This is a genomic window from Cupriavidus sp. GW822-FHT02D05 (genome assembly GCF_058802485.1).
The window spans coordinates 38,661-61,324 of sequence record NZ_JBXAOE010000042.1 but is presented as its reverse complement, the minus strand read 5'-3'; the positions used below and the strand labels follow the sequence as shown (position 1 = coordinate 61,324).

At 68.0% G+C, this 22,664-nt stretch carries 18 protein-coding genes; 11 read left to right on the top strand and 7 right to left on the bottom strand.

Features of this window, described 5'->3' with window-relative positions:
- Positions 1-260: 260 nt before the first annotated feature.
- Positions 261-878, top strand: a complete 618-nt coding sequence (plsY, locus tag AC1RQK_RS36455; protein ID WP_492376130.1) for a glycerol-3-phosphate 1-O-acyltransferase PlsY — start codon at positions 261-263, stop codon at positions 876-878.
- A 66-nt stretch (positions 879-944) separates the two neighbouring features.
- On the opposite strand, the gene AC1RQK_RS36450 is transcribed toward plsY, so the two are convergent.
- From AC1RQK_RS36450 to AC1RQK_RS36440, 3 genes are all read right to left on the bottom strand, one after another.
- Positions 945-1,238: a GYD domain-containing protein gene (locus AC1RQK_RS36450; protein WP_492376131.1), complete on the bottom strand. Its 294-nt coding sequence runs from the start codon at positions 1,236-1,238 to the stop codon at positions 945-947.
- Between the two features lie 205 nt (positions 1,239-1,443).
- A complete protein-coding gene (locus AC1RQK_RS36445) occupies positions 1,444-2,721 on the bottom strand; it encodes an ATP-binding protein (protein ID WP_492376133.1) in 1,278 nt (425 codons plus the stop codon).
- Positions 2,718-3,449, bottom strand: coding sequence for a response regulator (locus tag AC1RQK_RS36440; protein ID WP_492376134.1), 732 nt, complete (start codon positions 3,447-3,449; stop codon positions 2,718-2,720). The genes AC1RQK_RS36445 and AC1RQK_RS36440 overlap by 4 nt, the downstream gene beginning before the upstream one ends.
- Positions 3,450-3,779: 330 nt before the next feature.
- Between AC1RQK_RS36440 and AC1RQK_RS36435 the strand changes: the two genes are divergently transcribed.
- The 4 genes from AC1RQK_RS36435 to AC1RQK_RS36420 are packed head-to-tail and all read left to right on the top strand — an operon-like array spanning position 3,780 to position 13,219.
- Positions 3,780-5,264 (top strand): MdtA/MuxA family multidrug efflux RND transporter periplasmic adaptor subunit, encoded by a 1,485-nt coding sequence (locus tag AC1RQK_RS36435; protein WP_492376135.1) that lies wholly within the window; start codon positions 3,780-3,782, stop codon positions 5,262-5,264.
- A 9-nt stretch (positions 5,265-5,273) separates the two neighbouring features.
- Positions 5,274-8,423: an MdtB/MuxB family multidrug efflux RND transporter permease subunit gene (locus AC1RQK_RS36430; RefSeq protein ID WP_492814253.1), complete on the top strand. Its 3,150-nt coding sequence runs from the start codon at positions 5,274-5,276 to the stop codon at positions 8,421-8,423.
- Entirely contained in the window at positions 8,423-11,719 is a 3,297-nt protein-coding gene (locus tag AC1RQK_RS36425) for an efflux RND transporter permease subunit (RefSeq protein WP_492814251.1), read from the top strand. The genes AC1RQK_RS36430 and AC1RQK_RS36425 overlap by 1 nt, the downstream gene beginning before the upstream one ends.
- Positions 11,720-11,728: 9 nt before the next feature.
- Positions 11,729-13,219, top strand: a complete 1,491-nt coding sequence (locus AC1RQK_RS36420; RefSeq protein ID WP_492814249.1) for an efflux transporter outer membrane subunit — start codon at positions 11,729-11,731, stop codon at positions 13,217-13,219.
- Positions 13,220-13,257: 38 nt separating this feature from the next.
- On the opposite strand, the gene AC1RQK_RS36415 is transcribed toward AC1RQK_RS36420, so the two are convergent.
- Together AC1RQK_RS36415 and AC1RQK_RS36410 are read right to left on the bottom strand one after the other, a co-directional pair.
- On the bottom strand, positions 13,258-14,685 hold the full coding sequence (locus tag AC1RQK_RS36415; protein ID WP_492376139.1) for a sensor histidine kinase: 1,428 nt from the start codon (positions 14,683-14,685) through the stop codon (positions 13,258-13,260).
- Entirely contained in the window at positions 14,678-15,379 is a 702-nt protein-coding gene (locus AC1RQK_RS36410; protein ID WP_253933184.1) for a response regulator, read from the bottom strand. The genes AC1RQK_RS36415 and AC1RQK_RS36410 overlap by 8 nt, the downstream gene beginning before the upstream one ends.
- A 373-nt stretch (positions 15,380-15,752) precedes the next feature.
- Between AC1RQK_RS36410 and AC1RQK_RS36405 the strand changes: the two genes are divergently transcribed.
- Positions 15,753-16,730 (top strand): tripartite tricarboxylate transporter substrate binding protein, encoded by a 978-nt coding sequence (locus AC1RQK_RS36405; protein WP_492814246.1) that lies wholly within the window; start codon positions 15,753-15,755, stop codon positions 16,728-16,730.
- A gap of 23 nt (positions 16,731-16,753) precedes the next feature.
- Here the strand turns inward: AC1RQK_RS36405 and AC1RQK_RS36400 are convergent, their stop codons facing one another.
- Positions 16,754-17,659 (bottom strand): LysR family transcriptional regulator, encoded by a 906-nt coding sequence (locus AC1RQK_RS36400; protein WP_492376141.1) that lies wholly within the window; start codon positions 17,657-17,659, stop codon positions 16,754-16,756.
- Positions 17,660-17,776: 117 nt separating this feature from the next.
- On the opposite strand from AC1RQK_RS36400, the gene AC1RQK_RS36395 reads away from it, so the two are divergent.
- Complete coding sequence (locus tag AC1RQK_RS36395) at positions 17,777-18,241, top strand: PACE efflux transporter (RefSeq protein WP_492814244.1); 465 nt, start codon at positions 17,777-17,779, stop codon at positions 18,239-18,241.
- Positions 18,242-18,337: 96 nt separating this feature from the next.
- Here AC1RQK_RS36395 and AC1RQK_RS36390 read toward each other — a convergent pair whose 3' ends face one another.
- On the bottom strand, positions 18,338-18,547 hold the full coding sequence (locus tag AC1RQK_RS36390; RefSeq protein ID WP_150992709.1) for a YMGG-like glycine zipper-containing protein: 210 nt from the start codon (positions 18,545-18,547) through the stop codon (positions 18,338-18,340).
- A 343-nt stretch (positions 18,548-18,890) separates the two neighbouring features.
- Between AC1RQK_RS36390 and AC1RQK_RS36385 the strand changes: the two genes are divergently transcribed.
- From AC1RQK_RS36385 to AC1RQK_RS36370, 4 genes are all read left to right on the top strand, one after another.
- Entirely contained in the window at positions 18,891-20,171 is a 1,281-nt protein-coding gene (locus tag AC1RQK_RS36385; RefSeq protein WP_492376143.1) for a flavin-dependent oxidoreductase, read from the top strand.
- A 71-nt stretch (positions 20,172-20,242) separates the two neighbouring features.
- Positions 20,243-21,457: an ABC transporter substrate-binding protein gene (locus AC1RQK_RS36380; RefSeq protein ID WP_492814242.1), complete on the top strand. Its 1,215-nt coding sequence runs from the start codon at positions 20,243-20,245 to the stop codon at positions 21,455-21,457.
- Positions 21,454-21,957, top strand: a complete 504-nt coding sequence (locus tag AC1RQK_RS36375; RefSeq protein WP_492376144.1) for a DUF3237 domain-containing protein — start codon at positions 21,454-21,456, stop codon at positions 21,955-21,957. Before AC1RQK_RS36380 ends, AC1RQK_RS36375 begins: the two co-directional genes overlap by 4 nt.
- Before the next feature lie 60 nt (positions 21,958-22,017).
- Positions 22,018-22,605, top strand: coding sequence for a MarR family winged helix-turn-helix transcriptional regulator (locus AC1RQK_RS36370; protein ID WP_492376145.1), 588 nt, complete (start codon positions 22,018-22,020; stop codon positions 22,603-22,605).
- Positions 22,606-22,664: the final 59 nt, after the last annotated feature.

The following is a 22,664-nucleotide window of genomic DNA, read 5'->3' as shown; positions in this document are numbered from 1 at the left end:
TGTTTTGTCTCCACCCTCTTTGCCGGTCAAAGAAAAGTGACCGGCAGCCCCCGCAGGGGGATGTCGTATGGCCCTTGAGTGCAAAAACCAACGCCGCTCAAAGAAATAGCGACCACCCCCGCAGGGCAATGTCGTACGGCACTGGGGTCCAAACGCCATCGCCGCTGACAAAAGCACCCCCCCTCGAACGCCCCCCCATCCCCCCATCCATCCTTCCTTCCACGCTACAATCCCGCCAGCCTCAAACCCCCAATTCCCACATGGCCAATCTGATCTTCGCACTAGCCGCCTACCTGATCGGCTCCATTTCCTTTGCCGTCGTGGTCAGCAAGGCCATGCGCCTGCCCGATCCGCACACCTATGGCTCCGGCAACCCTGGTGCCACCAACGTGCTGCGCAGCGGCAACAAGAAGGCCGCCATCCTGACGCTGATCGGCGATGCCCTGAAGGGCTGGCTGGCGGTCTGGCTGGCGCAGCGCTTCGGCCCGGCGTACGGCGTCGACGACACGGGCATCGCGCTGGTGGCGGTGGCGGTGTTCCTGGGCCACCTGTTCCCGGTGTTCTTCCGCTTTGCGGGCGGTAAGGGCGTGGCCACCGCGGCCGGCATCCTGTTTGCCATCGACCCGCTGCTGGGCGCGGGCACGATGGCGACCTGGCTGATCGTGGCCTTCTTCTTCCGTTACTCGTCGCTGGCGGCGCTGGTGTCGGCGGTCTTTGCGCCTTTCTTCTATGTCCTGATGTCGGGTGTGGACGTGCTCGCCGGCGCGGTATTCGCGATCAGCGTGCTGCTGGTGGTGCGGCACCGCGCCAACATCGAAAAGCTGCTGGCCGGCAAGGAAAGCCGCATCGGCGAGAAGAAAAAGGCGCCAGGCGCCTGAGCGCCGTGTCAGACAGTAAAAAGCCCGCACAATGATGCGGGCTTTTTGATGCCGGCTGGCAAGTGGCTACGGCAGCTTGCTGAGGATGCCGTTCATCTCGTCAGTGGAGAAGGCACGCAGCGTCTGGCTGCGGACGTTGCCCGCCATGCCCAGGGCCAGGCCGAATGCGGTCATGGTGGCATCGTCGGGCGCGGTAAAGGTCGCTACCAGGTCATATTGCCCGAGCGTCCAGAAGATATCTTTCATTTCGATGCCGCTTGCCTTTGCCATTTCGCGAACAGCCGCGGCGCGCTTGGTTGTGTCCTTGACGGTACGGATTCCCTGGTCGGTGAAGTTTAGAAGCGTGACGAAAGTTGCCATGATGCGTCTCCTGATCCACTGGATTGGCGCTACGCGTTGCCTAAGCGCACTGAGCAACTACTCGCAGCAAGCTGCGTACCACGCAAGCCAGCATATGGCCCGCATGGCCATGGCGTCAGCCGGCAGCCCCCCGTGAAGGGGAAAACCTCCTGATTGTGTTCCAGATGTGATACGAGCCGGGACGCCGCCGTCCGGCGGCCGACGCTCAGGCCGCTTGTGCCAGCGCCGCGAACGGAAACACCATTTCCACCCGCAGGCCGCCCTCGTCCCGGTTTGCCAGCACCAGGCGGCCGCCCGCCTGGCGCACCAGCCGGTCGACGATGGCCAGGCCCAGGCCCGAGTGCGCATTGCCGCCGCGCGCCGGGTCCAGCCGCACGAACGGCAGGGTGACCTTTTCCATGGCGTCAGGCGGAATGCCTTCGCCATGGTCCTCCACCACCATGTGCCAGCCGTCGGCCTGGCGCGAGGTGCTGAGCAGCACCGGCGCTGCCCCGTAGGCATAGGCGTTGTCGATCAGGTTGCCGACGATACGGTCGAGCTGGGTGGCGATCATGCGGAAGCCCTCGCCTGCCATCAGCGAGACCTCCACCGGCTTGTCCTGCTCGGCCAGCGAGGCGGCCAGCTCGCCGATGCGGCGATCGACCGGCACCGGCCGCGCCGCGGGTTCGCCGCTTTGGGCGAAGGTCAGGAACTGCTCGACGATGGCGGACATGGACTCGACATCGCGCGTGACGCCGGCTGCGGCCTTGGGGTCGGCCAGCATCTCCGCGCGCAACCGCAACCGCGCCAGCGGCGTCTTGAGATCGTGGGCGATGCCGGCAAGCATCGTATTGCGCTCCTGGTCGATGCGGGTCAGGTCAGCCATCATGCGGTTGAAGCGCACGATCAACTGGCGCAGCTCGTGGGGGCCGCGCTCACGCAGCGGCTTGACGGCGTGCTGGCGCGACAGCTGCTCGGCCGCAGCCGCCATGTCGCGCACCGGGCGCTGGATCTGCCAGGCAATCAGCAAGGCCACTGCCATGGCCACGCCGACCACCAGGATCACGCCAGGCAGCAGGCGGTTGTCGGGCGGCGGGTTGACCACCCATAGCGCCGGCATCGCGATCCAGTCCTGCCGGTGCGGCAGCTTGACCCAGATGCGCGTGGTCTGGTCTTCCTCGAGCCGTACCTGGGTCCCGGGCGGCATGCGCTGAGAGAACTGCTCGACCAGCCGCCGCGCCCGGCCCTTGGCCGCCACGGTGTGCTCGGCCGCGCTGGCCTCGCTGGCCACTTCCACCAGGCTTGGCAGCTTGATGGGCGGCTGAGCGGCAAGCGCGCGCTGGATGCTCTCGAACTGGAACATCATCTGCTCGACGGAGTAATCCACCTGCTGCTGGCGGCGATCCATGCGCAGGATCGCGAGCCAGGAGAAATGGCTCAGCACCAGCACCGCTGCGATCAGCAGCGCGATGCGTCCGAACAGCGTATCGATGCGCAGCTTCATTGGGCAATGTCTTCGGCTTCGTCGGGCACGAAGGTGTAACCGCGCCCCCGTACCGTCTGGATGTAGCGGGGACGCTGGGCGTCTTCGTCGAGCAGGCGGCGCAGGCGCCAGATCTGGACGTCGATGCCGCGGTCGCTGATGCCGCTCGCGGTGCCATACATCAGCTCCACGATGCGCTCGCGCGACAGTACCTCAAGCGGGTGCATCAACAGCAGCTTGAGCAGCGCGAACTCGGTATCGCTGATCGCCACCGGGTCGCCGCTGCGCACCAGCGAGCGCTGGCGGAAGTTGACGCGGAATGGCCCGAAGGCCATGCCCTCGCGGTCTTCCGGCGCGGCCGCGGGGCGGGCCAGCTTGCGGCGCAGCACGGCATTGATCCGCGCCAGCAGCTCGCGCGGCGAGAATGGCTTGCCGAGATAATCGTCCGCGCCGATCTCCAGCCCCACGATGCGGTCGATCTCGTCGCTGCGCGCGGTCAGCAGGATCACGGGAATGTCGTCGTTCTTGGCACGCAGGTTGCGCAATGCGGTCAGCCCATCCACCTTGGGCATCATCAGGTCGAGCACGATCAGGGCGGGGCGCTCGCGCTCCAGGCGTGCCTGCAAGCCTTCGCCATCGTGCAGCACGGACACGGCAAAGCCCTGCTGGGTGAGGTATTCGCGCAGCAGGTCGCGGAGTTCGGGATCGTCGTCCACGACGAGGATCTGGGTAGGCTGATTGGCTCGCATAGGCAGATGATAGCTAGGCTGGGCGCGGCAATCCGGGCGAATTGTTTCAGGGCATTACACCCGGGCTGCTGGTAATGATCTGTAAGATTGGCCGCCCGCGCTGAAACATGAGTGCCGCCAGCGCGCATTATGCTTCGCTTATGTTGCCGTTGCCGGCGGTCGCCGGTCAGGACGGCCCCGCCCGACGCCGCCCGGCCAGCGCGTAATCGCGCATGAAGCCGCGTGCTGCCAGCGGCACGTGCCGACGGCGTTGCGGCATACTTCTGCCTCTCATACCCCGAAAATCGTTCAAACGCGTTTTTGTTGACGCGTCGCTCCCAGGATCCGGTCATGGCCAACCCCGAAGAACATCAACCGGCTAAGCTGCCACCGCCGCCCAAGGCTGCCTCGCGCCGCCGCAAACTGATCGCCGCCGCGCTGATCCTGCTGCTGGCCGGCGGCGGCTGGTATTGGTACAAGCATCGTACGCCCGCAGCCGGTGCCGCAGGCGCGCCCGGCGGCACTAACGGCAGCCGTGGTGGCCCTGGCGGCCCCGGCGGCCCTGGGGGTCCCGGCGGCCAGCGCTCGCCGGTGGTGGTCAGCACCGTGGCCAAGCGTAATATGGACGTCATCCTCAACGGCCTGGGCAATGTCACGCCCGTGGCCAATGTGACCGTGCGGGCCCAGGTGTCGGGTCCTCTGCTCAAGGTCCTGTTCAAGGAGGGCCAGATGGTCAAGGCCGGCGACGTGCTTGCCGAGATCGACCCACGCCCGTTCCAGGCCACGCTGGACCAGGCCGTGGGCACGCTGGCGCGCGACCGCGCCCTGCTGGAGAACGCCCGCCTGGACCAGAAGCGCTACCGCACGCTGCTCGGCCAGGATTCCATCTCCAGCCAGCAGGTAGACACCCAGGACGCCCTGGTGCGCCAGTATGAAGGCGTGGTCAAGACCGACCAGGCCAACGTGGACAGCGCCCGCCTGCAACTGGGCTACACCCGCATCATGGCGCCGGCCTCCGGCCGCATCGGCCTGCGCCAGGTCGACCCGGGCAATATCATCAGCACCAGCGACACCAACGGCATCGCCCTGATCACCCAGATCCAGCCGATCGCGGTGCTCTACACCATCCCTGAAGACAACCTGCCGTCGGTGCTCAAGCGGCTGCACGCGGGCGAGACCATTCCCGTCCAGGCCTGGGACCGCCAGGCCCGCAACCGCCTGGCCGATGGCACGCTGCTGACTACCGACAACCAGATCGACACCACCACCGGCACGGTCAAGCTCAAGGCGATCTTCCAGAACCAGGACGGCCTGCTGTTCCCGAACCAGTTCGTCAACATGCGCACCAAGGTGGACACGATCGAGGACGCCACCGTGGTACCGGTGGCGGCAATCCAGCGCGGCCAGCAAGGCACCTTTGTCTATGTCGTCGACGACAGCAGCAAGGTCAAGGTCCAGGTGGTCGCGCTCGGCACGAGCGACGGCGATCGCACCGTGGTGACCAAGGGCCTGCAGCCCGGCCAGCGCGTGGTGGTCGACGGTGCCGACCGGCTCAAGGAAGGCATGACGGTGGAAACCGTGGACCCGGCAGCGCGCGCAGCCGCGCTGGTACCGGCCAGCGCGCCGCGCGGGCGCGGACGGCGCCGCGATGGTGGCGCCAGCGGCGCGGCCGGCGCGGCCGGCGCCTCCGGCGTGCCGGGTGCCTCGGGTGACTCGGGTGCCTCGGGTGCGCACGGTGAAGGGCGCCGTCACCGCGACGGCGCGAGCGCGGCTGCAACGGATGGCGGCGGCAGCGCTGGCGCCCCGGCGGGCGCGGCGCCCCAGCGGCCGCAGTAAGGACCCAGCATGAATCCCTCACGCTTGTTCATCGAGCGGCCGGTCGCCACCGCGCTGCTGATGGTCGCCATCCTGCTGTCGGGCCTGGTGGCCTTCAGGCTGCTGCCGCTGTCGGCGCTGCCGGAGGTCGATTACCCGACCATCCAGGTCACCACGCTGTATCCGGGCGCCAGCCCGGATGTGATGACCTCGTCCATCACGGCGCCGCTGGAGCGCCAGTTCGGCCAGATGCCGGGCCTCAAGCAGATGTCGTCGTCCTCCTCGGGTGGCGCCTCGGTGATCACGCTGCAGTTCGAGCTCACGCTGTCGCTGGACGTGGCCGAGCAAGAGGTGCAGGCCGCCATCAATGCCGGCGGCAACCTGCTGCCGGCGGACCTGCCGATGCCACCGGTGTACAGCAAGGTCAACCCGGCCGACGCGCCGATCATGACGCTGGCCATGACGTCCGACACCATGCCGCTGCCCAAGCTGCAGGACATGGTGGACACCCGCGTGGCGCAGAAGATCTCGCAGCTGCAGGGCGTGGGGCTGGTGAGCATCAGCGGCGGGCAGCGCCCGGCAGTGCGCATCCAGGCCAACCCGACCGCGCTGGCCGCGCTCGGCATGTCGATCGACGACCTGCGCACGGCGATCGGCAGCGCCAACGTCAACGGCGCCAAGGGCAGCTTCGACGGCCCCGCGCGCGCCTCCACCATCGACGCCAACGACCAGCTCAAGTCCGCCGACGAGTACCGCCAGATCATCGTCGGCTACCAGAACGGCGCGCCGATCCGCATCACCGATGTGGCCAACATCGTCGACGGGCCCGAGAACAGCCGCCTGGCGGCCTGGGCCAACGACAAGCCGGCCATCGTGCTGAGCATCCAGCGCCAGCCCGGCGCCAATGTGATCGAGGTGGTCGACCGCATCAAGGCCCTGTTGCCGCAATTGCAGAACGCGCTGCCGGCCTCGGTCAAGGTGCAGTTGCTGACCGACCGCACCACCACCATCCGCGCCTCGGTGCGCGACGTGGAGTTCGAACTGCTGCTGGCGGTCGCGCTGGTGGTGATGGTGATCTTCGTCTTCCTGCGCAACGTGCCGGCCACCATCATCCCGGGCGTGGCGGTGCCGCTGTCGCTGGTGGGCACCTTCGGCGTGATGTACCTGGCGGGCTTCTCGATCAACAACCTGACGCTGATGGCACTGACCATTGCCACCGGCTTCGTGGTGGACGATGCGATCGTGATGATCGAGAACATCATGCGCTACATCGAGAAGGGCGATTCGCCCATGGAGGCGGCGCTCAAGGGATCCAAGCAGATCGGCTTCACCATCATCTCGCTGACGTTCTCGCTGGTGGCCGTGCTGATCCCCCTGCTGTTCATGGGCGATGTGGTCGGGCGCCTGTTCCGCGAGTTCGCCATCACGCTAGCGGTGTCGATCCTGATCTCGGCGGTGGTCTCGCTGACGCTCACGCCGATGATGTGCGCGCGCCTGCTGCACCATGTCCCCGATGAGAAGCTCTCGCGCTTTCACCGCGCCAGCGGCCGCTTCTTCGACAACGTGATCGACCGCTACGGCCGCGCGCTGGAATGGGTGCTGGACCGCCAGAAACTCACCTTGCTGGTCGCCGTTGGCACCATGGTGCTAACCGTGCTGTTGTACATGCTGGTGCCCAAGGGCTTCTTCCCGGTGCAGGACACCGGCGTGATCCAGGGCATTACCGAAGCGTCCCAGACCACCTCGTTCCCCGCCATGGCAGCGAAGCAGCAGGCAGTGGCCAAGGTGGTGCTGGAAGACCCGGCGGTGGAAAGCCTGTCGTCCTTCATCGGCGTGGACGGCACCAACACCACGCTCAACGCCGGGCGCCTCTTGATCAACCTGAAGCCCAAGGACCAGCGCAGCGACTCCATCGAGGACGTGACGCGCCGCCTGCAGGCCGCGGTCGACAAGCTCGGCGGGGTTTCGCTCTACACCCAGCCGGTGCAGGACCTGACCATCGAGGACCGCGTGGCACGCACGCAGTACCAGTTCACCGTGCAGGACCCGGACCCCACCACGCTGGCCACCTGGGTGCCGAGACTGGTCGAGCGCCTGAAGCTGGAGCCGGAGCTGCGAGACGTGGCCAGCGACCAGCAGAACAACGGCCTGCGCGCCTACGTGGATATCGACCGCGACGCCGCGGCGCGCTTCGGCATCACCACCGCGGTGATCGACAGCGCGCTGTACAGCGCCTTCGGCCAGCGCCTGGTGTCGACCATCTTCACGCAGGCGAGCCAGTACCGCGTGGTACTGGAGGCCATGCCTCAATTCCGCACCGATCCGCAGTCGCTGGCGGAACTGCGCCTGCCCTCCTCCTCCGGCGGGCAGGTGCCGCTGGGCGCGTTCGCGCGCATCAGCGAGCGCACGGGGCCGCTGGTGATCAACCACCAGGGCCAGTTCCCTTCCGCCACCATTTCGTTCAACCTGGCACCGGGCGAATCGCTCGGCGCCGCGGTCGACAAGATCGCCAAGGTGGAGCAGGAAATCGGCCTGCCGATCTCGATGCAGACTGATTTCCAGGGCGCCGCGCTGGCCTTCCGCGCTTCGCTGTCCAACACGCTGTGGCTGATCCTGGCCGCGGTGATCACGATGTACATCGTGCTGGGCGTGCTCTATGAGAGCACCATCCATCCCGTGACCATCCTCTCGACCCTGCCCTCGGCCGGCGTAGGCGCGCTGCTGGCGCTGCTGGTCTCGGGCCAGGACCTGGGCATCATCGCGATCATCGGCATCATCCTGCTGATCGGTATCGTCAAGAAGAACGCCATCATGATGATCGACTTCGCGCTCGAGGCCGAGCGCGAGGGCGGCATGGCGCCGCGCGAGGCGATCTTCCAGGCTTGCCTGCTGCGCTTGCGCCCCATCCTGATGACCACCATGGCGGCCCTGCTGGCGGCGCTGCCGCTGATGCTGGGCACCGGCATCGGCTCGGAGCTGCGCCGCCCGCTGGGCATCACCATGGTGGGCGGCCTGCTGGTCAGCCAGGTGCTGACGCTGTTCACCACGCCGGTGATCTACCTGGCGTTCGACAGCGTGGCAACGCGCCTGAAAGCCTGGCGCCAGCGCCGGTTTGGCGACGACACGGGTGGTGGCGCAGGTGGCAGTGAAGCCGGGCACGCTCCGGAGCCGAGGCCGTAATGAACCTGTCGGCCACTTTCATCCATCGCCCGGTCGCCACCGCGCTGCTGACCATCGGCATCCTGCTGGCGGGGCTGGCGGCACTGCGGCTGCTGCCGGTGTCGCCGCTGCCGCAGGTGGATTTCCCCACCATCTCGGTGTCGGCCTCGCTGCCCGGCGCCAGCCCCGAGACCATGGCCGCTACCGTGGCCACGCCGCTGGAACGCGCCCTGGGCGCCATTGCCGGCGTCACCGAGATCACCTCCAGCAGTTCGCTGGGCTCGACCCGCATCACGATGCAGTTCGAGCTCTCGCGCGACATCGACGGCGCCGCGCGCGACGTGCAGGCCGCCATCAATGCCTCGCGCGCCACGCTGCCCACCAGCCTGCCGAGCAACCCGACGTACCGCAAGGTCAACCCGGCCGATGCGCCGATCATGATCATCGCGCTGACCTCGCCCACCATGACGCGCGGCCAGCTCTACGATGCGGCCTCGACCATCCTGGCGCAGAAGATGTCGCAGATCGAGGGCGTGGGCCAGGTCACCATCGGCGGCTCGTCGCTGCCGGCGGTGCGGGTGGAGCTCAACCCCACGGCGCTCAACAAGTACGGTGTCTCGCTGGAGGATGTGCGCAACACCATCAGCGCCACCAACGCCAACCGTCCGCTCGGCTCGCTCGAAAACACCACCACCAACTGGCAGGTCTACGCCAACGACCAGGCCATGAAGGCGGCGGACTACATGCCGCTGATCGTGCGTTACGCCACGCCGGGCACCTACTCGTCGGCCTCGGCCGGTGCGCTGATCGCCAGCACGGCCAACGCCACCGCGGGCGGCGGCGTGAGCACCAAGACCGTCAACGGGGTCACCACCACTACGCTGACCACCAGCAGCGGCACCACCACCATCAGCACCGGCGCCACCGGCGGCAACACCAGCAGCGGCGGCCCGAACTCCTTCGCAGTGCCGATCCGGCTGTCGGACGTGGCGCGGGTGACCGACTCGGTGCAGGACATCCGCAACGCCGGCTCCGCCAACGGCCAGCCCTCGGTGCTGCTGGTGCTCAACCGCTCGCCCGGCGCCAACATCATCGAGACGGTGGACCGCGTCACCGAGATGCTGCCGTCGCTGCAGCAGATGATCCCGTCCGCCATCAAGATGGAAGTGATGATGGACCGCACCCCCACCATCCGCGGCTCGCTGCGCGAGGTGGAGCACACCCTGATGATTTCGGTGGCGCTGGTGATCATGGTGGTGTTCCTGTTCCTGCGCAACGTGCGCGCCACGCTGATCCCCAGCGTGGCGGTGCCGGTGTCGCTGATCGGCACCTTCTCGGTGATGTACCTGGCCGGCTTCTCACTCAACAATCTGTCGCTGATGGCGCTCACGGTCGCCACCGGCTTCGTGGTGGATGACGCCATCGTGGTGCTGGAGAACATCTCGCGGCACATCGAGGAAGGCATGAAGCCGCTCGAAGCCGCGCTCAAGGGCTCGCGCGAAGTCGGCTTCACGGTGCTGTCGATGAGCTTGTCGCTGATCGCGGTGTTTATCCCGCTGCTGATGATGGGCGGCATCGTCGGGCGGCTGTTCCAGGAGTTCGCCATCACCTTGTCGGTGGCGATCCTGGTGTCGCTGGTGGTCTCGCTCACGGCCACGCCGATGATGTGCGCGCGCCTGCTCAAGCCGGTGCGCCCCGAGCGCCAGGGCCGCCTCTACCGCGCCAGCGAGCGGGTGTTCGCCTGGATGCACGATGGGTACTCACGCACGCTGGCGGTAGCGCTACGCCATAGCAGGCTGGTGTGGCTGGTGCTGCTGGCCACCATCGGCCTCAATGTCTGGCTCTACACGATCGTGCCCAAGGGTTTCTTCCCGCAGCAGGATACCGGGCGCCTGATCGGCTTTATCCGCGCCGACCAGGCCACCTCGTTCCAGGCCATGCGCCCCAAGCTCGATAACTTCATCAAGATCGTGCAGTCCGATCCGGCGGTGGTCAATGTGACGGGTTTCACCGGCGGCTCGCAACGCAATACCGGCCAGATGTTCGTTACGCTCAAGCCGATTGCCGAGCGCGAATCCGCCGATGCCATCGTGGCACGCCTGCGCGTCAAGCTCGCCAAGGAGCCCGGCGCAAGCCTGTTCCTGACCTCGGTGCAGGACATCCGCATTGGCGGGCGCCAAAGCAGCTCGGCCTACCAGTTCACGCTGCAGTCGGACGATCTCGACGTATTGCGCGAGTGGGAGCCCAAGGTGCGCGCGGCCATCTCCAACCTCAAGGGGCTGGAAGACGTCGACACCGACACCAACGACAAGGGCTTGCAGACCTCGGTGATCATCGACCGCGACACCGCGTCCAAGCTCGGCGTCTCCGCGCAGCAGATCGATGCGGTGCTCAACGATGCCTTCGGCCAGCGCCTGGTGTCCACCATCTACAATCCGCTCAACCAGTACCGGGTGGTCATGGAGCTCAGCCCCGAGTACCTGGAAGGCCCGCATGCGCTCCAGGATGTCTATGTGGTCACTGGCGGCGGCAAGCGTGTGCCGCTGTCGGCCTTCGCGCGGTTCACGCCCACCAGCACGCCGCTGGGCGTCAATCACCAGGGCCAGTTCGCGGCCTCCACCATCTCCTTCAACCTGGCCGAGGGCGTCTCGCTATCGCAGGCGACCGACATGGTCAAGGACGCGATGGCGCGCATTGGCGTGCCGGAGACGCTGCAGGCCAACTTCCAGGGCAGCGCCAAGGCCTTCCAGGATTCGCTCAAGAGCCAGCCGCTGCTGATCCTGGCCGCGCTGATCACCATCTATATCGTGCTCGGCATGCTGTACGAGAGCTACGTGCATCCGCTCACCATCCTGTCCACCCTGCCGTCGGCCGGCGTCGGCGCGCTGCTGGCGCTGCTGGCCTCGGGCACGGACTTCAGCATCATCGCGCTGATTGGCGTGATCCTGCTGATCGGCATCGTCAAGAAGAACGCCATCATGATGATCGACTTCGCCATCGACGCCGAGCGGCGCGAGGGCCTGTCGCCGCATGACGCCATCTACCGCGCCTGCCTGCTGCGTTTCCGCCCGATCCTGATGACCACCATGGCGGCCCTGCTCGGCGCGATACCCCTGGCGATCGGCCACGGCGACGGTGCCGAGCTGCGCGCGCCGCTGGGCATCTCCATCGTCGGCGGGCTGGTGGTCAGCCAGTTGCTGACGCTGTACACGACGCCCGTGGTGTACCTGACGCTGGACCGCTGGCGCCTGAAGGTGAAAGCCTGGCGCCAGCGCCGCTCCGCCGTGCCTGCGGCCACGGCCAGCCTCGAACCCTGAATGCGATCCATGAACGCTTTTCTTCGCCTCCCTGCCCTCTCCGTCCCCGCGACCGTGCTGACGATAGCCTGCGCCCTGCTGCTGGGCGGCTGCGCCGTGGGCCCCGACTACAAGCGGCCTGACGCGCCCAGCACCCCGGCCTTCAAGGAAGCACCCGCCGACACCTCGCAGTGGGGCACGTGGAAACCGGCCGAGCCACAGGATGCCAGCGCGCGCAGCAACTGGTGGGCGGTGTTCAGCGATCCGGCACTCGACACGCTGATGTCGCAGGTGCAGGTATCCAACCAGAACATCAAGGCGGCCGAGGCGCAGTACCGGCAAGCGCTGGCCGCGCTGCAATCGGCGCGCGCCGGCTACTTCCCCACGCTGGGCGCATCGGCCGGGCTGAGCCGCGCGAGCGGCAGCAGCGGCCTGATCGGCAACAGCCAGAACGCCACGCTGTCGGCCAGTTGGGAAATCGATGTGTGGGGCCGCGTGCGCAGGCAGGTGGAAAGCAGCGAAGCCAGCGCGCAGGCCAGCCAGTCCGACCTGGCTTCGACCTTGCTGTCGACCCAGACCACGCTGGCGCAGAGCTATTTCCTGCTGCGCATTGCCGACCAGCAGAAGGCGTTGCTTGACCGCACGGTAGTCGACTACGAGAAATCCCTGCAGCTGGTACGCAACCAGTACGCAGCCGGCACCGCCCAGCGCTCGGACGTGCTGCAATCCGAGACCCAGCTCAAGTCCGCGCAGGCGCAGCAGATCGATATCCAGATCACGCGCGCGCAGCTCGAGCACGCCATCGCCATCCTGACTGGCAAGCCGCCGGCCGACCTCTCCATCGCGCCGCAGGACTATGCCGCCGCCGTGCCGCGCGTGCCTATCGCGGTGCCGTCGGCGCTGCTGGAACGCCGGCCCGATATCGGCGCGGCCGAGCGCCGCATGGCCGCGGCCAACGCGCAGATCGGCGTTGCGCAGGCGGCGTATTACCCGACGCTGTCGCTGTCGGCCACCGGCGGGCTTTCCGCCAGCACGCTGGCGCGCTGGCTGTCGCTGCCGGACCGCGTGTGGTCGATCGGCCCGGCGCTGGCCGGCACGCTGTTCGACGGTGGCCTGCGCAGCGCGGCCAAGGCGCAGGCGGTGGCGGCCTATGATCAGACCGTGGCCAACTACCGCCAGACGGTGCTCGCCGCGTTCCAGGAGGTCGAGGACAACCTGGCCGGCGCGCGCCTGCTGGAGCAAGAAGGCGTGGTGCAGAACGACGCGCTGCGTTCGGCGCGTGATGCGCTGGCCCTGGTCAACAACCGTTACCGCGCTGGCACCGCCAGCCTGCTGGACGTACTGACCGCGCAGACCACCGCCTACACGGCGGAGCGCACCTACCTGACCATCGTGGGCCGCCAGTACACGACCAGCGCGGTGTTGATCAAGGCGCTGGGCGGCGGTTGGCATATCGAGACGGATAGCGCGTCCAATACGGCGCCGGCTGGCACAGCGCCCGGCAGCTCGGCAACGCAATAGCGAATGGCGAATGGCGCGGTGGGAGCCTTCGCGCCGCCCTATGCCGGCGCGAAGCGCACCCGCGCCAGCAGGCCCCTGCCCTGCGCGCCATCCAGCAGCGCCAGCGACGCGCCATGCGCCACGGCGATGTCGCGCACGATGGTCAGGCCAAGCCCCGAGCCAGTGGGCGCCGCCTCACCGGGCGCCTTCAAACCCGCCGCCTTGCCGCGGTAAAACGGCTCTAGCACCGCCGCGCGTTCCGCGGCGGGAATGCCGGGGCCGTCGTCCTCCACTTCCAGTACCACCGCCTCGCCCGCGCGCAAGACACGCGCCGTGACCATCCCGCCCGATGGCGTATAGCGCAGCGCGTTGTCGACCAGGTTGGTCACCAGCTCGTGCAGCAGATCGGTGCCGCGCACTGGCTGCGCGCCCTCGCCTTCGAAGCCCAGGTCGATGCGGCGCGCACGCGCGGCGGGCGTGAGCTCAAGGCAGACCTCTTTCACCAACGCCGCGAGGTCCAGCGCGCGCGGCGCCTCGGCCCCGCCGTGGGCGGCGCGCGCCATCGACAGCAGGCGCTCGGCCAGCGCGGCCATGCGCGCGGTGCTGTCGGCCAGGCCCTGCGCGATGCGCCGCTGCTCGTCGGGATCGCGCTCGCGCGCGGCCAGCTGGGCCTGCGTGTGCAGCACGGCTAGCGGCGTGCGCAGCTGGTGCGCCGCGTCGGCGATAAAGCGGCGCTGCGCGGCGAGCACCTGTTCCAGCCGCGCCATGTAGCCGTTCATGGCCTCCACCAGCGGCGCGGTCTCGCGCGGGGCGCTGTCGAGCGGCAGCGGCGTGGTGGCGCCGGGCTGGCGTTGCGCCACGGCTTCGCGCAGCGCATCGAGCGGCGCCAGCGCGCGCCGCGTGAACAGCCAGATCACCAGCACCGCGGCCAGCACCAGCATCAGCTGGCCCCACAGCACATCGAACAGGATGTTGCGCGTCAACGCCTGGCGTGAGTCCAGCGTCTCGCCCACCTCGATCAAGGCCATGCCGCCGCGCGTGCCGCTGGCGTCCATCACCGGCTGGCGCAGCGCGGCGATGCGAATCGGCTGGCCACGGTAGGTGCGGTCGTAGAAGCTCACCAGCGCGGGATACAGCTTGGTGCGCGGCTGGCTGGCATCGAATGGCGGCAGGTCGTCGTAGCCCGAGACGAACTCGCCATGCACGCCGCTGACGCGGTAGAACATGGTGGCGTTCATGCCCACCTCGAAGGTATCGAGCGAGATATACGGCACGTCCACGCGCACGCCTTCGGGGGTCAGCGTGATGCGCTCGGAAATGTTGCGCGCCGATGCCAGCAAGGTGCGGTCATAGGCCTGGTTGGCGGATTCCAGCGCGTTGGAGTAAGCCACCACGCCGTACGCGGCCTGCAGCGCCAGCATGGGCGGGATCAGCCACCACAGCAGGCGTGCGCGCAGGCTAGCGGCGCGCTTGCGCGGCTCAGCCAACGCTGGGCTCCAGCACGTAGCCCAGCCCGCGCAAGGTCACGATGGCGGCGCCCGAGCCTTCGAGCTTGCGGCGCAGGCGATGCACGTAGACCTCGATCACGTCCGGCTGGGTGTCGTCGGCCAGGGTGAAGATGCTGGCGTAGATGCGGTCCTTGCTGACGGTCTTGCCGGGCGGCGTCATCAGGATCTCCAGCACCGCATGCTCGCGCGGCGTCAGCGCCAGCGGCACGCCGCCCACCTGGAAATGGCGCGACACCGTATCGAACCCCAGGCCGCCGCACACCACCAGCGGCGCCTCGGTCTGGCGCGCGCGGCGCAGCAGCGCCTTCACGCGCGCCTCGAACTCGGCCAGGTCGAAGGGCTTGGCCATATAGTCGTCGGCGCCCAGGTCCAGGCCCTTGACCCGGTCGCCCACTTCGCCGCGCGCGGTCAGGATCATCACCGGCACGCGGCAGCCGCGAGCGCGCAGGCGCGCGAGCAGGTCCAGGCCGTCGCGGTCGGGCAGGGTCAGGTCCAGCAGCACCAGCGCGTAGTCACTGCCGGCCCCGCCCGCGCTGCCGGCGTGCGTGCTGAACAGCAAGGATTGCGCACTGGCCGCGTCGGCCGCGCGCTCCACGGTGAAATGCAGCGCGCGCAACGCCTGCATCACCCAGGTGGCCAGTTCATCGTGGTCCTCGACCAGCAGTACTCTCATGGGAAGGTGTTCTCCTGCTTGTTTCCAGCTGGCGTCACGCTATGTCATGCGCATGGTTTGCTCCCCTCTCCCGCATGGCGGGAGAGGGGACGGGGGAGAGGGCGGGCGCTCGATACACCGTCGTGCTGTACCAAACCAAAGGACTCCGCTTCAAGTGGCTCCTAGCTGAGCCACCCCTCTCCCCGGCCCTCTCCCCCTGAGGGGAGAGGGAGAGACAGCCGTCGTCGTAGCGCGCGGCTTTGGCCTGTTCGGCGGCTTCGGTCAATGCCTCAGGTTTGCTACGTTATGCCGGATTTTCGCATTGCCAGCCAGCAGATTTTTCGGGATTTCCCGGTAAGCTGTCTGCCGTCCACTCACCCCCCGAGGAGAATCGATGCGCCACTTCCTGGCCGCCCTGCGCTTTGCCTGCGCGGCGCTCGCCCTTGCCGCCGCCTGCGCGCGGCCGGCGGCCGCCGCGCCGGAGTGCATCGTGCCTGCCAAGCCCGGCGGCGGTTTCGACCTGACCTGCAAGCTGGCGCAGCGTGCGCTGCTCGAAGCCGGGTTCACCGAGCAGCCGATGCGGCTGGCCTACATGCCGGGCGGCATCGGCGCGGTGGCCTACAACAGCATCGTGGCGCAACGCCCCGCCGAGCCCGACACCATCGTCGCCTTTTCAGACGGCTCCCTGCTGGCGCTGGCCCAAGGCAAGTTCGGCAAGTACGGCGCGGCGGACGTGCGCTGGGTCGGCGCGCTCGGCACCGATTACGGCGTGATCGCGGTACGCGCCGATTCGCCCTTCAAGACCCTGAAGGACCTGGTGGCCGCGCTCAGGTCGGATCCGGACCAGGTACTGTTCGGGGCCGGCGGCACCATCGGCAACCAGGACTGGATGAAGGCCGCGCTGGTGGCGCGGCAGGCCGGCGTGGGTTACAAGCGCATGCGCTTCGTGGGTTTCGAGGGTGGCGGCGAGGCCTTCACGGCACTGCAGGGCGGGCACGTCCAGGCGGTGTCCGGCGATGCATCGGAGGCCGCCATGCAGCTCGGCGCGGGCGGCATCCGCATCCTGGCCGTGCTGGCGGCGCAGCGCCTGCCCGGCAGGCTGGCCAGCGTGCCCACCGCGCGCGAGCAGGGCTTCGACATCGTCTGGCCCATCCTGCGCGGCTTCTACATGGGCCCCAAGGTTGCACGGGCCGACTACCAGCGCTGGGCCAGCCGCTTCGAACGCCTCCAGGCCAGCCCGGCATTCGCCCGGCTGCGCGCGGAGCAGGGCCTGTTCCCGGCTGACCTGGGCGGCGCTGACCTGGATACTTATGTGCGGCGAACGGTGCAGCGCTATAGCACGCTGGCGAAGGAATTCGGGCTTACCCGATAGCGCCGAGAAGCTGCCGGCATCGGCTACGGGCGGGCAGGCACCTCCGGACGCGGCAGCGGCTGCTTGCTCACCCGCTCCTTGAGCCAGGTCGCGGCCTTGCCGAGCGGCCGCTGCTTGTGCCACACCAGCTCCATCGCCACCGGCCAGTCCTGGTCGTCGAACTCCAGCGCGGGCGACACCAGTTGCGTGCCCGCCGGCGAGTTGGCCGCCACGTGCCAGGGCACGAAGGCCCAGCCCAGCCGGCGCTTGACCAGTTCTACGATGACCCACTGGCTCTCCACCCACCAGACTTCGGCGGCCACGCGCAGCCGCATTTTTTCCTCGCTGTCGGTACGGGTGGCCACCATCAGCTGCCGGTAGCGCTTCAGTTCCTCCCAGCCCACGCGCTGGTCCGCAAGCGGATGGTCTGGCGCGCAGATGATCCGCATCGGCACCCAGCCCAGCGCGCGGAAACCCAGCTCCGGCGGAAGCACCTCCTGGCGCCACATGATTCCCAGGTCGGCGCAACGCTCCAGCACCAGCCGGCTGACGTCTTCCATCAAGGGAAACAGCAGCTCCAGTTCCACCGCCGGGAAGCGCTCGGAGAACTCTTCCAGCATCACGCCCAGGGTTTCCTCCGGATAGAGTTCGTCCACCGCCAGCACCAGGCGGCTCTCCACGCCCTCGCCCAGGCTCTTGGCCACGCCACGGAAATGCTCGCAACGCTCCAGGATCACGCGCGCCTCGGCCAGCAGGCGTTCGCCCGCGGCGGTCAGGGTGGGATAGCGCCCGCCGCGGTCGAACAGCTGGTTGCCCAGGTCGATCTCGAGATTGGACACGGCCGCGCTGACAACCGACTGGGCCTTGCCCAGCCGGCGTGCGGCTGCGGAGAAAGAGCCACATTCGGCGGCCGCGGCAAAGGCCTGCAATTGTTCGAGCGAGAGGCTCATGTCGATTCCTTGGGACGGGTCGCTGCCCATCCATCGTTTTAAGCGATAGAACCCAACTTTACCATCCCCGAATACTCGATAGAATGCCCTCTATTCACACGCCAGACAGGAAGTATCATGCGCAGCACCAAGGACAGAATTCGTCACACCATCGGCTTTGAAGTGATCGGCTTGCTGATTGTCGCGCCCGTGGGCAGCTGGGTCTTTGGCTTCGCCCTTCACCAGATCGGCATCCTCGCCGTGGTGGCGTCGTTGATCGCCGCCGGCTGGAACTACCTCTACAACGTGCTGTTCGACAAGGCCATGCTGCGGTTCACCGGGCAGTTGCGCAAGCCGGTGGCCGTGCGGGTGCTCCACGCCATCTTGTTCGAACTGGGCCTGCTGGTGGTGTTCCTGCCGATGGTGGCGTGGTATCTCGACATGAGTTTGTTCGATGCATTCATCATGGACATCGCCCTGGCGGCCTTCTATGTGGTCTATGCGTTCGTCTACAACTGGGCCTACGATACCGTGTTCCCGGTAGCCAACGCCGCGGGGAAAAGCGGGAATGCCACAAAGGCGGTCGCGAAGTCAGCCTGCTGAGCCAGCGATCAGGCAGCAAAAAGCGGATGCCGATGGCATCCGCTTTTTGCTTTTTGGCCAGCCACTTCGCATGGCTGCGCGTGGCCGCATTATTCCTTACCGGCGTTCTGGCGTCGCCACGTTGCCAACCACACCGCCCAGCGCCGCGCCACCGATGGTGGCCGCCGGGCCGCCGATCAGTGCAGCGCCGGCCACACCGCCGACACCCGCGCCGATGGCGGTATTGCGCTGCTTGGGCGTCATGTCGGCGCAGCCCGCCACGCTCAGGAGGGTGGCAAGCAGGATAGACAGGGTTACGGTACGCATGATAAAGCTCCTTGTGGAATTTGTTTTGCGCCTGGCAATGCCCCCAGGCATCGTTATCGCGTTTGCCGCAAGGTCCATGCTTCGCGGCAGGTACTTTCACTATGGGGCCCGGGGCCGCTCTGCGGAACCGGGGCTTGGCCGAACATCGTGTCAGCGGATTCCCACAAATCCCGTGCTCAGGACGTGCATGCGGCGCTTGCTTGCGGGTTTCCCCGCACGCCGCCGATCTTGAAGCCTTCGCGCATTTAGTTATACTCTATAACAATATTGCCAGTGGCCGCCGGCTCCGCATGGAGCACCCGCGCGGCCCGGGAATTCCATAACAAGCTGTGGAGACAACACCATGAAGATCGCGATCGCCGGTGGCGGCATCGGCGGCCTGACGCTGGCACTGCTTTGCCACCGGCACGGCATCGAGGCCGAGGTCTGGGAAGCCAGCGAGACGCTGCGCCCGCTCGGCGTGGGCATCAACCTGCTGCCGCACGCGGTGCGCGAGCTGTCCGAGCTGGGGTTGCACGATGCACTGGCCGAGCTGGCGGTGCAGACCTCGTCCCTGTCCTACTACAACAAGCTTGGCCAGCGCATCTGGCACGAGCCGCGCGGGCGCGCGGCGGGCTACGGCCAGCCGCAGTTCTCCATCCATCGCGGCGAATTCCAGATGCTGCTCTACCGCACCGTGGTGGAGCGCCTGGGCGCCGAGCGCGTGCATGCCGGCCATACGTTTGAAGCGGTCACGAGCACCGGCGCGCGCGCGGGCGATCCCGTGGAGTTCACGCTGCGCCGGCGCAGCGACAACGCGCAAGTCACGGCGCGGGCCGATGTGCTGGTGGGCGCCGACGGCATCCACTCCGCCGTGCGCCGCCACTTCTATCCGCAGGGCGACGCGCCGCGCTTCTCGCGCCGCACGCTGTGGCGCGCCGTCACCGAGGCGCCGCCGTACCTGGATGGCAGCTCGATGTTCATGGCGGGCCACCAGGACCAGAAGTTCGTGGCCTACCCGATCTCCGAGCCGCTGCGCCGCCAGGGGCGCTCGCTGGTCAACTGGATCGCCGAGCTGCGCGTGCCCGACAGCGCGCCGGATACCCCGCCGCGCAGCGACTGGAACAAGCAGGTCGACAAGTCCGTGTTCCGCGAAGCCTTTGCGAACTGGCGCTGGGACTGGATCGACATCCCCGCGCTGATCGACGGCGCACAGGCCATCTACGAATTCCCCATGGTCGACAAGGACACGCTGCCGCGCTGGACCTTCGACCGCGTGACGCTGCTAGGCGACGCCGCCCACCCGATGTACCCGATCGGCTCCAACGGCAGCGCGCAGGCCATCCTCGATGCGCGCTACCTGATGGACAGCCTCCTGGCCAACGGCGCGCCGCGCGACGCCTGCGGCACCGGCCATGCGTTACGCGAGTACGAAGCGGAACGGCTGCCGCGCACCGCGGCCATCGTGCTGCGCAACCGCATGAACGGGCCCGAGCAGGTCATGCAGCTGGCCGAGCAGCGCGCGCCGCAAGGCTTCAGCGATATCGAAACCGTGATCCCGCGCACCGAGCTCGAAGCGATTGCGCTGCGCTACAAGCAGCTCGCCGGCTTCGACCGGCAATCGCTGCAGGTGCCGCCGCGCTAAGCGCGGCCGCGCCTGTGATTGCGCCAGTCCGTCATATCATGCCCCCCGACCGGCCCTGAGAAGCCGGCGTCATGCGAAGAAAAGGAGATATCGTGCCGCGCCCCAGCCTTACCTGCCTTAGTTGCCTTACCCGCCTTGCCACGCCCGCCAGCCGCCTTGCGCTCGCCGTCACCGCCAGCCTTGCCGCCGCGCTCGGCGCCGCGCCCGCGCTTGCCGAAGTGACGGTCGGCGTCAGCATCGCGTCGACCGGCCCCTCGGCCTCGCTCGGCATCCCGCAAAAGAACAGCATGCCCTTGCTGCCGGAGACCATCGCCGGCGAGAAAATCCGCTACATCGTGCTGGACGACGGCTCCGATCCCACCCAGGCCACCAAGGTGGCGCGCCGCTTCGTCAGCGAAGACAAGGTCGACATCATCCTCGGCTCGTCGGCGGTGGCGCCGTCGATCGCGATTGCCGAAGTCGCCGACGAGAGCCAGACCGTGCAGCTGGCCTTCTCGCCGATCGAGCTCAAGCCCGGCCGCGGCGAATGGACGTATCGCCTGGCCCAGCCGGTCAAGCTGATGGCCGAGGCCGTGGCGGATGCCGCGCACGCCAGAGGCATCAAGACCATCGCCTTCATCGGCTTTGCCGACGCCTACGGCGAGACCTGGCTCAAGGAGTTCACCACCGCCGCCACTGCGCGCGGCATGCGCCTGGTGGCCACCGAACGCTATGCGCGCTCGGACACCAGCGTGACCGCGCAAACGCTCAAGCTGATCGCCGCCCGCCCCGACGCGGTGCTGATCGCCGGCGCCGGCACCGGCGCGGCCCTGCCGCACACCACGCTGCGCGAGCGCGGGTACGCGGGCCCGGTCTACCACACGCACGGGGCGGCCACCAAGGACCTGATCCGCATCGGCGGCAAAGCCGTCAACGGCTCCATCCTGCCCGCCGGGCCGGTGATCGTGGCCGAGCAGCTGCCGGACAGCGCCGCCACCAAGAAGCCGGGGCTGGACTACGTGGGCCGCTACGAGAAGCAGTACGGGCCCGACACCCGCACCCAGTTCGGCGCCCACCCCTATGATGCGGGCCTGGTGCTGCAGCGCATCGTGCCGGTGGCGCTCAAGCAGGCCAAGCCAGGCACGCCGGAGTTCCGCCGCGCGCTCAAGGCCGCGCTGGAGAGCGAGCGCAATATCGTGGTGTCGCATGGCGTGCTGAACTACACCGCGCAGGATCATTTCGGCTTTGACACCCGCGGCCGCGTGATGCTGACCATCGACAATGGCAACTGGAAGCTGCTGAAATGACCTCCGCGCCCTTTGCCATCGCCGCCCTGCCCACGCCCACGCTGGAGCATGTGGCGGACTTCAGCTTCCGGCTGGCGCCGGTCACCGAGGTGGGCGCGAGCGCGCTGGGCAACCGGCGGGTCATCCCCATTCTCGATGGCGTCGTTTCCGGGCCGCGCCTGCAAGGGCGCATCCTGCCCGGCGGCGCGGATTTCCAGCTGGTGCGCCACGACGCCGGCAACGGCATCGTCGTGGCCGACATCGAGGCCCGCTATGTGCTGGAGACCGACGACGGCGCGCGCATCTACATCGTCAACGCCGGCGTGCGCAGCGGCCCCGCCGCGCTGATCGCGCGCCTGGCCGGCGGCGAGATCGTCGACCCGCGCCTGATCTATTTCCGCACCGCGCCCCGCTTCGAGACGGCGGCGCCCGGCTACGACTGGCTCATGCAGCACCTGTTTGTCGCCACCGGCGCCCGCTATCCGGACCGGGTGGAAATGCGGTATTTTCGCGTCGTATAGGCGGCCCGGTTTCTCAGGCAGCCATCGCCACCCACATCCATCGACCGACGCCAAGGCCTCATGACCACAGCAAAGGCGCGAGCGCGCCGCAGCCGCGATGCCCTCGCCCCCGATCCCGCCGGCGCCAGCCGGGCAGCCGATGCGCCCGGTGGATTCGACCCGCATATCGCCAACGTCGACTACGGCGTGCTGGACGGCCTGGTCGGCTACGCCATCCGCCGCGCGCAGATCCGTATCTACGAAGACTTCGTGCAATCGCTGGCGCAGTGGCACATCACGCCGCCGCGTTTCTCAGCGCTCGTGATCGTCTCGCGCAATCCGCTGCTCAAGCTGACCGAGCTGGCCAGCATCCTGGGCATCGCGCGCTCGGGCGCGGTGCTGCTGGTCGACGCGCTGGAAGACATGAAGCTGGTGGCGCGCCGCCCGGCGCCGCACGATCGCCGCGCCTACAGCCTGGTGCTGACCCCGACGGGACGGCGCACGCTGGAAGCCGCCACCGCCGCGGTGTGCGCGCACGATGCGCGCGTCGCAGGGGCATTGTCGGCGCAGGAACAAGATACGCTGCGCACGCTGCTCGGAAAGCTCGCGCCGCCGCAGGCGATCGGTGCGGCCCGTTTGGAAGATCCCGCAAACGCCGCAGAAGACTAGACGGAGTTCCTGCGGAAAAACCTGCGGAAATCGCATGGCGGCGTCATCCGCGCCCAGGC